We start from the raw sequence: 12,496 nt of genomic DNA, 5'->3' as shown, positions 1-12,496 counted from the left end.
TAGTATAATAAAATGATAACGCTTTCAAAAATGAGGAGGATGGGAATGGTTGAACAGACAGTTATTATAGGGGTAGATCCTGGCTTACAGGCTCGTCCTGCAGCACAATTTGTACAAAAGGCAAATCATTATACTGCCGAAATTTTTATTGAAAAAGATCAAAAAAGAATCAATGCGAAAAGTATTATGGGATTGATGAGTTTAGCACTCTCCAAAGGGAGTGAAATTAAAATAATCGTCGATGGTACGGATGAAGAACAAGCATTAGCAGATCTAGTAAGCTTTATAGAAGGAAATTCAGAATAGAAAAACCCTGCGATGATGCAGGGTTTTCCAATGTATTAATTTAAATCAGTTGGTTTCTTTTCCATCACTCGGTCGATTAGACCATATTCTTTTGCACGCTCTGCTGTCATGAAATTATCGCGATCTGTGTCTTTTTCAACAACTTCAATCGGTTGGCCAGTACGATCAGCTAGAATTTGGTTTAATTTTTTACGCATTTCGATAATACGATTTGCATGAATTTGAATATCAGAAGCTTGACCTTGTGTTCCGCCAAGTGGCTGGTGAATCATGACTTCACTGTTCGGTAGAGCAAATCGTTTTCCAGGTTCACCTGCAGCGAGTAAGAATGCTCCCATAGATGCTGCCATTCCAATACAGATGGTAGATACATTTGGTTTAATGAATTGCATCGTATCATAGATCGCCATACCTGCTGTAATGGAACCACCAGGAGAGTTAATGTATAGGGAGATATCCTTATCTGGATCTTCTGCAGCAAGGAATAATAGTTGAGCCACGATACTATTAGAAACATTGTCATCAATGGCGCTACCTAGCATAATAATTCGGTCTTTTAATAGGCGAGAGTAAATATCATAAGCACGCTCACCACGATTAGTTTGTTCAATAACTGTAGGGATTAAATTCATAAGAAAACTCCTCCTTTATTGCTTCATCATTTTATTATTTAACTATTAACATCATAACTTAATGGTCAAAAAAGGTCAAAAGATTTGATTGACTTTTGACCTTCTTGGATGGATGATCTTTTCGTCTATTATAATCTATGTTCATCCTACCCGAAAATAACATAATTTAAACAATCAATTCAATTGTTGCAAAAGAAAAATATAGATTTCGTTGAAATTAATTATATCTTTCGCTATAATTAATCTTGTCGTATTTTTTCATGCGCCCGTAGCTCAGGGGATAGAGCAATGGTTTCCGGTACCATGTGTCGGGGGTTCGAATCCCTCCGGGCGCGTAATATCCTTGTATATGATGTCAATAAGTTCATTGAATTGCATATAGGTAATAAAAGCACCTCTCTTCCGTCTACCTAAATAGTTAGCCGGAGGAGGGGTTTTTTGTTCCAAAGAAAGTCGAAAAATAATTGAATGAAATCGAGTAAACAACGAACAAAATAATGATGACATTATCAAAGTTTTTAGTTACAGACGCTTTTTCCATAGTAATATCCTACAAATAGTGATAAAATCCTATTAAATATACCTAGGAAGGAAATGAGCATGAAGAAATTATTAGTTTTTTTATTCTGTATTATATTTTTAACTGCTTGTGGATTCGAAGTCGAGAAAAATGAAGAAGAAGGAAAAGAAGCTATAGATACAGATACTAAAGATTCAGAACCAAATCAGAATGACGATAAAGAAGCGGTTGAAGTAGATAAAAACTTATTAAGTGTGGAAGTTACCATACCTTCCTCTATGATAGAATCTACCGATGAATCGATAGCGAAAGCTGAAGAGGAAGGGTTAAAAGTAACAGAGAATGAAGACGGAAGCTTGACTTATAAAATGTCAAAATCCAAACACAAGGAAATGATGAATGAAATAAAAAAACAATTAGATCAATCCATGGAGGAGATTAAGACAAGTGGTGACTTCCCGTCAATTCAAGACATTACCTCCAATGAAGATTTTTCAGAGTTTCATTTAAGTGTTGATAGAGAAGGGTATGAAAATAGTATGGACGGTTTTGCTGTGCTGGGAATTGGAATAACAGGAATGATGTATCAACTTTATGATGGAGCATCTCCAGATGACTATGATGTCACGATCAATGTTAAAGATTCTAAATCAGATGAGGTATTTGACACCATTCATTACCCAGAAGATATGCAAACAATGGAGTAGCTTATGAATGATGAAAATTTTAAAAAAGAAGGGGAAATTAGTTTGCAAATTAATGATCTCCGTAAAAGATTATCGATTAGTGGGAAAAATGGTGTTTCCTTTTTGTTGTCAGCTGTAATCATTTGGTTAATTATTACCATAATATTTTTACAACCAATCACACTAGAACTAAAAAATATTTATATGTTATTCTCAACGGGATTAATGTTTCCTTTATCGATGGGTCTTTCCAATCTCTTGAAAGCAGATTGGAAATTTGAAGGTAATCCCTTAGGTAAGTTAGGAGTATTCTTGAACATTGCTCAGCTCGTATATTTTCCAATTCTTTTTTGGGCGATAGGTAAAAGCCCAGAAGAAGCTATTATCTTTTTTTCCATCATTACAGCAGCACATTTTTTCCCTTATGGATGGTTTTACCTTTCAAAGCCTTATTTTATAATGGCTCCAATTGTATCATTTGCTATTATCTTAATTGGATGGAATTTAAATCAGAATGAGTTGTGGTTAATACCGTTTTCTATGATCATATTTTTGCTTATTTTAACTATACTTCTTTATATTGATTACAGGAAAAAATTGAATTCATAACGTTTATTCCATTAGTACAACAATTTAAGCCCCCTCCGGGTGCATTATCTTATAAAAGAGCTTCACTAAAATCGTTTAATCGATGTAGTGGGGCTTTTTTATGTATAAATAAATGATCTTTATTCATGGAGACTATTCAGTAATTATGACTAATCATCATATTTTCTACAAAAATCGATAAAAAATAGGTTTAGTATTGGTCACTTCTGGGTATCAGAAACTATCGAGTAAATCCTGAAAAAGGAAGTGATATTGTTTTGATAAAAAAGAGTACAGCCATCATCTTATTTTTATCGTTTTTCTTTGTTTTCCCTTTGATTATAGAGGCAGAGGGGAAAACATATCATGTGGGAGCAACAGATTTACATGTGCGCTCAGAGCCATCTTTAAATGGACAAATTCTTGGTAAATTACAAGCTGGAGATCAAGTACAAGTGTTTGATGAGGCATATGGCTGGTATAAAACCTTTTATAATGGGAAAGAGGCTTGGATAGCTTCACAATTTTTAATGGTGGAAGAGCAAGAGCGAGCAGCTACTAATGATAGTTTAAACGATGTTTCTATTACTGCCACTGGTGTTCGGATTCGTTCAGGACCAGGTACAAATTATCCTATTATCGGTTTTACAACAATTGGAGAGTCTTTTTCGGTCGTTGATACTGAAGATCAATGGATAAAAGTAGATTTAAAGAATGGTAAAATTGGATGGATTGCGGGCTGGTTGACGAATCATCAAAGTACCACATACATACCTGAAGAACCATCAGCCCAGGCTACGTCAGATACAGAGCAATCTGTGGAACAAACAGCTACTACAACTACGGTAAGCAATGAGCAGAACTTAAATGGCTTTAATATTGTGCTCGATCCAGGGCATGGTGGCATGGATCCTGGAGCCATAGGACTTGGGGGTATCTTTGAAAAGGATGTCATTATGGAGGTGCTTTCTGAGATAGCAAGTGAGCTCCGTCAAGCAGGTGCAACGGTATTATTAACGAGAAGTAATGATAGCTATGTAGATCATGCCACCCGCTTGAGAATAAGTCATGCTTATCAGACTCATGCTTTTATAAGTCTACATTTTAATGCAAGTCCAATAGTTTCTGCTAATGGAATTAGCACACACTATTTTGGCCCAGATAGTAAAGAGCTTGCCTATGAAATGCAGTCCTCTTTATCTCAACATGTCACAATGAGAGATCGAGGGGTTCGAAGTAGTAATTTCTATGTACTAAGAAACAATCAAAATAAAGCACTCTTATTAGAAATGGGATTTATTACGAATCCTCATGACTTACTCACAATCCGAACAAGCGACTATCAAGATAACTTAGCAGAAGGGATCACCAAAGGTCTTTTAGCTTATTTTAAATAGAGAAGTGGCTGCATCAAATGGATGCAGGCGTTTCTCTATCATCGGAAATATTAATAACGGCAATGCGTGCACCTTTCTTGGCTAATTGCAAGCATGTTTCTCGTCCGATACCACTTTCACCTCCTGTTACGATGGCAACTTTTTTTTGTAGTTGATCATAATAAAACCTCTTTCTAGGATGAGTATGCGCTATTTTTTTGAAAACATAAATGAATGGATTAAAAAAAAGCTATTTCATGTCGATATAAATCATGAATACTCTTAAAAGAAAAATATTCAATAATTTATAAATACTTGTTGACAGTGGTGGTCTACCATGCTAAAGTATGTAATAACTAAATTAAATATAAGTAATCCACTCGGAATTACAATATTTGACAATAAATCTTATCAAGAGAGGTGGAGGGACTGGCCCTATGAAACCTCGGCAACCATTAAGCACAAAAGCTTAATAAAGGTGCCAATTCCACTAAGTGATCATGCTTGGAGAGATAAGAGAGCGAATTATTCACACTGAATCCTCTCTATCTCCATGTAGAGAGGATTTTTTGATCCGATAAAAATTAAATAGCTCTTATCAAGAGAGGCAGAGGGACTGGCCCGATGACGCCCAGCAACCATTAAGCTTCAGCTTAAAAGGTGCTAAATCCTGCAGGAAACATTCCTGATAGATAAGAGGGAGACAGCTGGTAGATAACCAAAGCCTTCTTCTTGTCGAAGAAGGCTTTTCTTTATACTTATATTAATTAAATGAATGGAATATTCAAGGAGGAAACTAACATGACAGCTTTTAAAAATTCAACGTATGATGCGGAGACCTTAAATTTACACGGTGGTCAGGCGCCTGATCCAACAACAGGTTCAAGAGCAGTGCCTATCTATCAATCTACTTCGTTCGTTTTCCATGACACAGAACATGCAGAGAGACTATTTGCACTTGATGAACCAGGAAACATCTATTCAAGAATTGGTAATCCAACTGTCGATGTTTTTGAGAAAAGATTAGCCCTTTTAGAAGATGGCGTTGCAGCAGTTGCAACAGCTTCGGGGATGTCAGCCATCACCCTATCGATCTTAAATCTAGCAAGTGCGGGAGACGAAATTGTTGCAGGTGTGAACTTGTATGGCGGAACCTATAATCTGTTTGCTGTAACATTACCAAGATACGGAATCAACGTAAAATTTGTAGACCCAACCGATCCTGAGAATTTCCGTCAAGCCATCAATGAAAATACGAAAGCAGTTTATGGTGAGATTATCGGAAATCCTGGCCTTCAAGTATTGGATGTAGAAAAAGTTTCAGAGATTGCTCATGAGGCAGGTGTACCATTGATCGTTGATAATACATTTGCCACACCTTATGGTTGTAAACCAATCACATTAGGTGCTGATATTGTGGTTCATTCTGCGACAAAATGGATAGGTGGTCACGGTACATCGATTGGCGGAATTATAGTTGATGGAGGTCGTTTTAACTGGAATTCAGAAAAATATCCTCAATTTACTGAACCAGATCCGAGCTACAATGGAATTCGTTATGCAATAGACTTTGGAACATTAGCATTTATCACAAAAGTGCGTGTCCAGTTATTGAGAGACTTCGGTGCGGCACTTAGCCCATTTAATGCCTTCCAGTTACTACAAGGATTAGAAACACTTCATTTAAGAGTGGAAAGACATAATCGAAATGCTCAGGAATTAGCAGAATATCTAGAAGAACACGAAGCGGTGGAATGGATTCGATATCCAGGATTGGAAAGCCATCCATCACACGCACTAGCGAAGCGTATTTTGAACAATGGCTTTGGCTCAATCATTGTCTTTGGTATTAAAGGTGGACGAGATGCAGGTAGAGATCTAATCAATAATGTTTCTCTATGGTCCCATGTAGCCAATGTTGGAGATGCTAGGTCATTAATTATTCATCCAGCTTCTACTACTCATCAACAGTTAAGTAAAGAGCAATTAGAGGAAACAGGAGTAACAGAAGAGCTTGTTCGTTTATCTGTAGGAATCGAATCAATTCGTGATATTCAAAATGATCTTGATCAAGCACTTGCCAAAGCAACAGGAATCGGTGCAGATGAAGCAAAACAAATCGTCGTAAATGATGAAGGGGTAATTAAATGGGCATTAAATTCTCCATATGAGCGGGTAATCGAGAATGGGGAAGAGGTGACTCGCCAAAAAACATTGGCTATTGTTGGTCTGAGTGGGAAGGAAGCAAGACCGAGCTACCGTCTAGCAAGAAAAATGCAACGTCTTGGATATAAAATTATTCCAGTTAATCCAAGGGAAACAGAGATTTTAGGAGAAAAAGCATACCCAGATTTAAAAAGTGTTCCTGTTCCTATTGACATTGTACAAGTTTTCCGTAGCCCTGATGCTGCGGTAGAAGTAGCAAAAGAAGCGGTGGAAGTTAAACCAAAAGTATTCTGGCTACAGGAAGGTGTTGTTTCACCAAAAGCAGAAGAAGTGGCAAGAGAAGCAGGGTTACAGGTTGTACACAATAGATGTACGTACAAAGAAGCCCAGCGGTTAAGAGGAACAATTTCCACTTATGCTTGTGAAATTTAATAGAAAAGAAAATAAAAAAGGGGACAATCTATCATGAAAAGAATACCATTAATAGATTTACGTAGTTTTTTAGCTATCGCGCTTTTTGGTTTCATTCTTGTTATTGCATCAGGCTGTGCAGCAGAAGGAGAAACAGAGGGAAAGCCTGAAAAAATCCGTTTAGATTATGCTTATTATTCGCCAACAAGCTTAGTATTAAAGAAATTCGAATGGGCAGAAGAAGTTTTTGCGGAAGAAGATATAGAGGTGGAGTGGACATTAAGTCAAGGAAGTAATAAAGCATTAGAGTTTTTAAGAAGTGATAGTATTGACTTTGGTTCATCGGCAGGTGCTGCAGCCTTAATCTCTAAGGAGAGTGGTGCACCAATAGAGAATGTATACATCTATTCGAAGCCAGAATGGACGGCATTAGTAACGAATGAAGGCTCAGGAATTGAATCCATTAAAGATTTAAAAGGAAAGAATGTTGCAGCAACTATGGGAACAGACCCCTTCATCTTTCTAGTAAGAGCATTGGATTCAGAAGGCTTAACGATTAATGATATTACATTGACTAACCTGCAGCATGCAGATGGTGGTTCAGCCCTTGTATCAGGCGATGTAGATGCATGGGCAGGGCTTGATCCACATATGGCAAAATTAGAATTAGAAGAAAATGCGCAATTATTCTTCCGTAATGCAGACTTAAACACGTATGGCTTTTTAAATGTTCGTCAAGAGTTTGCAGACAAATATCCGGAATATGTAAATAAAGTAATTGAATTGTATGAGCGCGCTCGTAATTGGGTTTTAGAGAATCCTGAAGAAGCAGCTCAACTATTAGCAGAAGAAGCAGATATAGATTTAGAAGTAGCCAAGATACAAATGGAACGAAATGATTTTTCTAATGCAATACCTGGTCAAGTTCATGAGGATGCGATTGTGGAAGCAGGAAAGGTATTACAGGATGCGGATGTACTAAATCCAGATGCGGATGTAGAAAAATTAACACAAGAATTAATCAATCCTGAATATGCAAAAGAAATAATAGAATGAGATGGTAGGGAATTAGAGGGGGAACAATCATGGCAGATAACCAAGAATTAACAAGTGGAGCCTATATAGATAAGGTTAATCAAAAAGATGATAAGGCCAAGAATATGAACAAACATTCAACCGTTAAGACAATTTTACTTGGCAGTATCATCCCAATTCTATTAATTATTGCTTGGGAGCTAGTTTGTCGTGCAGGTATTGTTCCTTCTTATCAGCTCCCAGCACCATCAACTATTGTAGAAAAAATTTATAACATGGCCCAAGATGGTACACTATGGGGGCACATTGGTATTACGACATATAGAGTGTTTGTTGGATTTATTTTAGGAACAGTCATAGCAATTATATTAGGTTCATTTGTAGGTTTTTATAAAAAAGCAGAGCAATTATTTGATCCATTAATTCAAGCTTTTCGTTCTATCCCTTCCTTAGCATGGGTACCACTCTTTATTTTATGGATGGGTATTGGTGAAACATCTAAAATAGTGATGATAGCAATTGGGGTATTTTTTCCTGTCTACTTAAACATTGTAAGTGGAATTATTGGAGTTGATCGCAAGCTGATTGAAGTGGGAAAAATGTATGGACTCAATACATTTCAGCTAATAAAAAGAATCATACTTCCTGCATCCATGCCATCCTTTTTAGTTGGCATGCGCAGCGGCTTAGGCCTTGGCTGGATGTTTGTTGTGGCAGCAGAATTGATGGGAGCCAGTCAAGGTCTTGGATTCCTGCTTACCTTCGGTCAAAACATGGCACAGCCTGAAACGATTTTAGCTAGTATTATTTTGTTCGCCATTATCGGTAAATTTACAGATTGGATACTGAAAAAAATCGAAACAAAATCACTTCACTGGCAGGATCGCATGGGACAATAACAGGAAGGAATGATGGACTTGAGTTTAGCTTTACGAAAGGTAAGTCGTACATTTAATGGAACAACAGCAGTGAAAGATGTCAATCTTGAGGTCAAGCCTGGCGAGATTATCGGCCTATTAGGCACAAGTGGTTGTGGAAAAAGCACCCTACTTCGTGCCATTTCCGGTTTAGATGCAGAATACGATGGTGAGATAGAAATCAATGGAAAAGTTTCAAAGGAAATACATGATACTACTGGTTTTATCTTTCAAGAGCCCAGACTTTTACCATGGTTAAATGTATTAGAGAATGTAACATTTGGCTTGAACGGTAAAAGAAAAGATAAAGAAAATCGAGCGATTGAATATTTAGCTAGTGTTGGTCTAAAAGGGAAAGAAGCATTGTATCCAAGAGAGTTATCAGGTGGAATGGCACAAAGGGTAGCTATTGCCAGAGCTTTAGTAACATCACCAGAAATTTTATTACTTGATGAACCGTTTAGTGCATTAGATGCTTTTACGAAAATGCAGCTACAGGATTTATTGCTTGATGTGTGGAAATTATATCAATCTACTATCGTATTAGTGACCCATGATATTGACGAAGCACTATACTTATGTGATCGAGTGATTATTCTTCGGGGACAGCCAGGGGTGGTCAAAAAAGAAATAACTATTGATCAAACAAGACCAAGAGATCGAGCAAGTGAACAATTAGCCAAGATAAAATCAGATATACTAGCATCACTTGACTTAAACCATAGAAGTTAACCGTTGTAAGGGGGCATAACACGTGACACAACAACTAGTGAAACCTATTCCAAGTTTCGAAGCAGACCACAATTTAGCCAATTATGAACAAATTCAAGCGTCATTTGATTGGAAAGAAGCAAAAAATTACCTATCGAATGCTGTGAAGCAAGGAAAGATCAATGCTGCTTATGAAACGATTGATCGCCATGTAGAAGAAGGCTTTGGTAATAAGATTGCGATACATTATATAAATGGAACAGAGCGAAAGTCCTATACATTTAAAGAAATAAAAGATAAAACAGATCATTATGCTAGGATTTTAAAAGAAAAGGGAGTCAAAAGAGGGGATCGTGTTTTTGTATTTTTACCAAAAACAGCAGAATGCTATATAGCAATCTTAGCGGTTATCAAAGTAGGAGCAATCGCAGGGCCGCTTTTTGAAGCCTTTATGGAAGAGGCGGTAAAGGATAGGATGAATGATTGTGGAGGAACAGTACTAATTACAGATCAACAACTAGTAGGAAGAGTTCCACAAAAAGAGATTCCTAGTCTACATACTATTTTATTTGTAGAAGACTTGGAAAAACAACCTTTAGTACCTGTTGAAGGTGATGAGCTTGTAGAATGGGTTGACTGGGAAGATGGTTTAATAATTCATTATACAAGTGGATCAACTGGAAAGCCTAAGGGTGTGTTACATGCCCACCGAGCCGTTCAGCATCATATCGTAACAGGTAGATGGGTGCTCGATATGAAAGATGAGGATGTCTATTGGTGTACCTCTCATCCGGGGTGGGTGACTGGTAGTGTGTATGGATTGTTCGCCCCATTATTAAACAGAGCAACGGTGGTGGTTCAAGGGGGCAGATTTAAAGCAGAGAGTTGGTATTCGTTAATTGAGGAATTAGGTGTTACAATTTGGTATAGTGCCCCAACCGCATTTCGAATGCTGTTATCAGAAGGAAAACTCCATGAAAAATATGATCTATCCTCTCTCCGTCATGTATTAAGTGTTGGAGAGCCACTAAATCCCGAAGTTATTAATTGGGCTTGGGAAAATCTCGGTGTACGAATTCATGATACGTGGTGGATGACAGAAACGGGTGGTCACTTAATTGTAAATCTACCATCTGAAAAGATTAAGCCAGGTTCAATGGGGCGACCACTACCAGGAATGGAAGTTGGTATTCTTGATGATGAAGGAAATATCCTGGATAGTGGTGAAGTAGGACAATTAGCAGTAAAAACTCCTTGGCCAGGCTTGATGAAGGAGATATGGGGAAATAAAGATAAATTTCAATCGTATTTTCAATATGAAGGCTGGTATCTTTCTGGGGATTTGGCCTTACAGGATGAAGAAGGCTATGTCTTTTTTCAAGGTAGAAATGATGACATGATAAATTCTGCAGGGGAAAGAATTGGTCCATTTGAAGTAGAAAGTAAATTAATCGAGCATCCAGCTGTTGAAGAGGCTGGGGTTATTGGAAAGCCAGACGAATTACGTGGTGAATTAGTCAAGGCATTTATTACTTTACGTCAGGGCTTTACAGAGTCAGAGGAATTACTCGATGAGATTCGCTTATTTGTTCGCAAAAATCTTTCAGCACATGCTGCTCCTCGCGAAATAGAAGTAGTAGAAGAGCTACCAAAAACGAAAATTAGTGGAAAGATTTTGCGAAGACAATTGAAAGCACAAGAAATTCAAAAACAACAAACATGAAAAAAATAATACAACATACTCTTATTAAGAGCGGTGGAGGGAATGGCCCAATGAAGCCCAGCAACCTATAAACTCAATGTTTACAAGGTGCTAAATCCAGCAAACGTCAAAAGTTTGGAAGATAAGAGGGAAATAACTCTCTCTTGTTTTGATGAACAGGAGGGAGTTTTTTTCTTAAAGAAAAGCCGTCTTTAGGACATCGCCTCTAGGATTCGAAAGCGTCGCTTTGACTAACGGACGGTCGCGTACCCTTTTGGGTTAAGGATAAGGAAAACCATTTACAATAGGAGGAGACAACATGACAGTAACCAAAATGAACTGGATAAAATTATTAGAGGAAGAGGCAAAACAAAAATTGACACCAACTGTGTTGGAATATTTAAATAGAAGTACGGAATCTACTTACGGTAATGAAGAAATAAAATTCAATAATCCGAAGAAAACGATCAATAAATTGCCTACAATACTATTAGGTGCAGTGGGAGCACAAACTTATTTCCATGAAGATGGTGAACTAGCGACAGCAAAAGCAGCAGCTGAAAAAAATATCCCTTTTATAGTAGGCATCAATTCATCCTACAGTGTGGAGGAAATTAGTGATGTATCCAATGAACATACATTATGGTTTTCCGCTAATCTATTACAAGACATTGATTTAACAAAGCACTTCGTCCAACGGGCAGAATTAGCAGGATATCAAGCCATTGTTATCCCATTATCAAATAATTCGGTTAATGGTATGGATTCGTGCGAAAAAGGTAATGGGAATTTTGTCGTGGATCCTATTTTTCATCGAAAAGCTTATGGAAAAGATAAAGAAGCTTTTCAACAGTTAATTCTTTCTGAATATAATACTTCGTCAGTCAATTGGGAGAAGATTAATTACCTTCAACAGTTCACGACATTACCTGTGTATCTCCAAGGTGATGTACAAGAACAAGACATTCGACAAGCCCTAAAATACCGTATTAGTGGAGTGATTTTACCGAATGGGCTGAAGTTGAGGGCAATGAGAGATATAGTAGGAGAAGCATTTCATCTGATTGTGGAAACAGATGTTTATTCCAAGGAGGATATACAGTACTATTTGGCATCTGGCGCCGATGCAGTTTCTATTCAGAAGGCTTATATTTATGGGCTGAGTACAGATGGAATAAGTGGAGTTAAAAAGGTCATCGATCAATTGATATCATATTAGGAAGCAACTGAATCTGGGACAAAACTGAATAGAGAAGATGAGAATCTGAACGGTACTATGATTGAACGTAGTCAAAATACGTATTCTTTTCTTTCTTATTGTCCCAGTTTCATATAACATTTGTCCTGCAATTGAGTAAAGTTAGTTGCTTATTTTGCAAGTCACACTCTCTTTTTTGCAACAAGCTCCATATTCTTGCGAGTTACGATCACATTTTTGCAACTAGC

The 12,496-nt window shown here is 37.3% G+C and carries 12 protein-coding genes, 1 tRNA gene and 3 riboswitches; of the genes, 11 read left to right on the top strand and 2 right to left on the bottom strand.

The features are described 5' to 3' along the window. Positions 1–45: 45 nt before the first annotated feature. Positions 46–306, top strand: coding sequence for an HPr family phosphocarrier protein (locus tag ACZ5N5_RS18685; protein ID WP_054787052.1), 261 nt, complete (start codon positions 46–48; stop codon positions 304–306). 35 nt (positions 307–341) lie between these two features. On the opposite strand, the gene clpP is transcribed toward ACZ5N5_RS18685, so the two are convergent. Beyond that, positions 342–938, bottom strand: coding sequence for an ATP-dependent Clp endopeptidase proteolytic subunit ClpP (gene clpP, locus ACZ5N5_RS18680; RefSeq protein WP_054787051.1), 597 nt, complete (start codon positions 936–938; stop codon positions 342–344). 262 nt (positions 939–1,200) lie between these two features. Between clpP and ACZ5N5_RS18675 the strand changes: the two genes are divergently transcribed. The 4 genes from ACZ5N5_RS18675 (at position 1,201) to ACZ5N5_RS18660 (ending at position 4,129) form a co-directional block, all read left to right on the top strand. Next, positions 1,201–1,273, top strand: a tRNA-Arg gene (locus ACZ5N5_RS18675). A gap of 265 nt (positions 1,274–1,538) precedes the next feature. Continuing rightward, positions 1,539–2,165, top strand: a complete 627-nt coding sequence (locus ACZ5N5_RS18670; protein ID WP_245902254.1) for a hypothetical protein — start codon at positions 1,539–1,541, stop codon at positions 2,163–2,165. A gap of 3 nt (positions 2,166–2,168) precedes the next feature. Next, positions 2,169–2,753 carry a DUF7010 family protein gene (locus tag ACZ5N5_RS18665; RefSeq protein ID WP_464367922.1) on the top strand — a complete coding sequence of 195 codons (585 nt, stop codon included), beginning with the start codon at positions 2,169–2,171 and terminating at the stop codon, positions 2,751–2,753. 257 nt (positions 2,754–3,010) lie between these two features. Then, positions 3,011–4,129 (top strand): N-acetylmuramoyl-L-alanine amidase, encoded by a 1,119-nt coding sequence (locus ACZ5N5_RS18660; RefSeq protein ID WP_054787050.1) that lies wholly within the window; start codon positions 3,011–3,013, stop codon positions 4,127–4,129. A 13-nt stretch (positions 4,130–4,142) separates the two neighbouring features. Here the strand turns inward: ACZ5N5_RS18660 and ACZ5N5_RS18655 are convergent, their stop codons facing one another. Continuing rightward, a complete protein-coding gene (locus tag ACZ5N5_RS18655; RefSeq protein WP_464373796.1) occupies positions 4,143–4,220 on the bottom strand; it encodes a hypothetical protein in 78 nt (25 codons plus the stop codon). A gap of 293 nt (positions 4,221–4,513) precedes the next feature. After that, a riboswitch (SAM riboswitch) is annotated at positions 4,514–4,627 on the top strand. A gap of 73 nt (positions 4,628–4,700) precedes the next feature. Then, positions 4,701–4,807, top strand: a riboswitch (SAM riboswitch). Positions 4,808–4,909: 102 nt separating this feature from the next. On the opposite strand from ACZ5N5_RS18655, the gene ACZ5N5_RS18650 reads away from it, so the two are divergent. From ACZ5N5_RS18650 to ACZ5N5_RS18625, 6 genes are all read left to right on the top strand, one after another. Further along, positions 4,910–6,706: a PLP-dependent aspartate aminotransferase family protein gene (locus ACZ5N5_RS18650; RefSeq protein ID WP_109983524.1), complete on the top strand. Its 1,797-nt coding sequence runs from the start codon at positions 4,910–4,912 to the stop codon at positions 6,704–6,706. A 33-nt stretch (positions 6,707–6,739) separates the two neighbouring features. Continuing rightward, positions 6,740–7,741, top strand: a complete 1,002-nt coding sequence (locus tag ACZ5N5_RS18645) for an aliphatic sulfonate ABC transporter substrate-binding protein (RefSeq protein WP_109983523.1) — start codon at positions 6,740–6,742, stop codon at positions 7,739–7,741. Between the two features lie 104 nt (positions 7,742–7,845). Next, complete coding sequence (locus ACZ5N5_RS18640) at positions 7,846–8,619, top strand: ABC transporter permease (RefSeq protein ID WP_245902279.1); 774 nt, start codon at positions 7,846–7,848, stop codon at positions 8,617–8,619. A gap of 12 nt (positions 8,620–8,631) precedes the next feature. Next, positions 8,632–9,369 carry an ABC transporter ATP-binding protein gene (locus tag ACZ5N5_RS18635; RefSeq protein WP_425454563.1) on the top strand — a complete coding sequence of 246 codons (738 nt, stop codon included), beginning with the start codon at positions 8,632–8,634 and terminating at the stop codon, positions 9,367–9,369. 22 nt (positions 9,370–9,391) lie between these two features. Beyond that, a complete protein-coding gene (gene acsA / locus ACZ5N5_RS18630; RefSeq protein WP_464372889.1) occupies positions 9,392–11,071 on the top strand; it encodes an acetate--CoA ligase in 1,680 nt (559 codons plus the stop codon). Positions 11,072–11,089: 18 nt separating this feature from the next. Further along, positions 11,090–11,199: riboswitch (SAM riboswitch) on the top strand. 170 nt (positions 11,200–11,369) lie between these two features. Continuing rightward, positions 11,370–12,269, top strand: a complete 900-nt coding sequence (locus ACZ5N5_RS18625) for an alpha-hydroxy-acid oxidizing protein (protein WP_054859921.1) — start codon at positions 11,370–11,372, stop codon at positions 12,267–12,269. Positions 12,270–12,496: the final 227 nt, after the last annotated feature.

Source organism: Gracilibacillus sp. JCM 18966 (genome assembly GCF_055392695.1).
Note: the sequence above shows the minus strand (reverse complement) of the source record. Positions and strands in the feature narration are given on the sequence as shown.

What these genes read in the sequence shown, in the direction of transcription:
- ACZ5N5_RS18635 (WP_425454563.1), top strand. Translation starts at nt 8,632, where the DNA reads ATGGACTTGAGTTTAGCTTTACGAAAGGTAAGTCGTACATTTAATGGA.
- ACZ5N5_RS18670 (WP_245902254.1), top strand. Translation starts at nt 1,539, where the DNA reads ATGAAGAAATTATTAGTTTTTTTATTCTGTATTATATTTTTAACTGCT.
- ACZ5N5_RS18685 (WP_054787052.1), top strand. Translation starts at nt 46, where the DNA reads ATGGTTGAACAGACAGTTATTATAGGGGTAGATCCTGGCTTACAGGCT.
- ACZ5N5_RS18640 (WP_245902279.1), top strand. Translation starts at nt 7,846, where the DNA reads ATGAACAAACATTCAACCGTTAAGACAATTTTACTTGGCAGTATCATC.
- ACZ5N5_RS18665 (WP_464367922.1), top strand. Translation starts at nt 2,169, where the DNA reads ATGAATGATGAAAATTTTAAAAAAGAAGGGGAAATTAGTTTGCAAATT.
- ACZ5N5_RS18625 (WP_054859921.1), top strand. Translation starts at nt 11,370, where the DNA reads ATGACAGTAACCAAAATGAACTGGATAAAATTATTAGAGGAAGAGGCA.
- ACZ5N5_RS18650 (WP_109983524.1), top strand. Translation starts at nt 4,910, where the DNA reads ATGACAGCTTTTAAAAATTCAACGTATGATGCGGAGACCTTAAATTTA.
- ACZ5N5_RS18645 (WP_109983523.1), top strand. Translation starts at nt 6,740, where the DNA reads ATGAAAAGAATACCATTAATAGATTTACGTAGTTTTTTAGCTATCGCG.
- clpP (WP_054787051.1), bottom strand. Translation starts at nt 938, where the DNA reads ATGAATTTAATCCCTACAGTTATTGAACAAACTAATCGTGGTGAGCGT.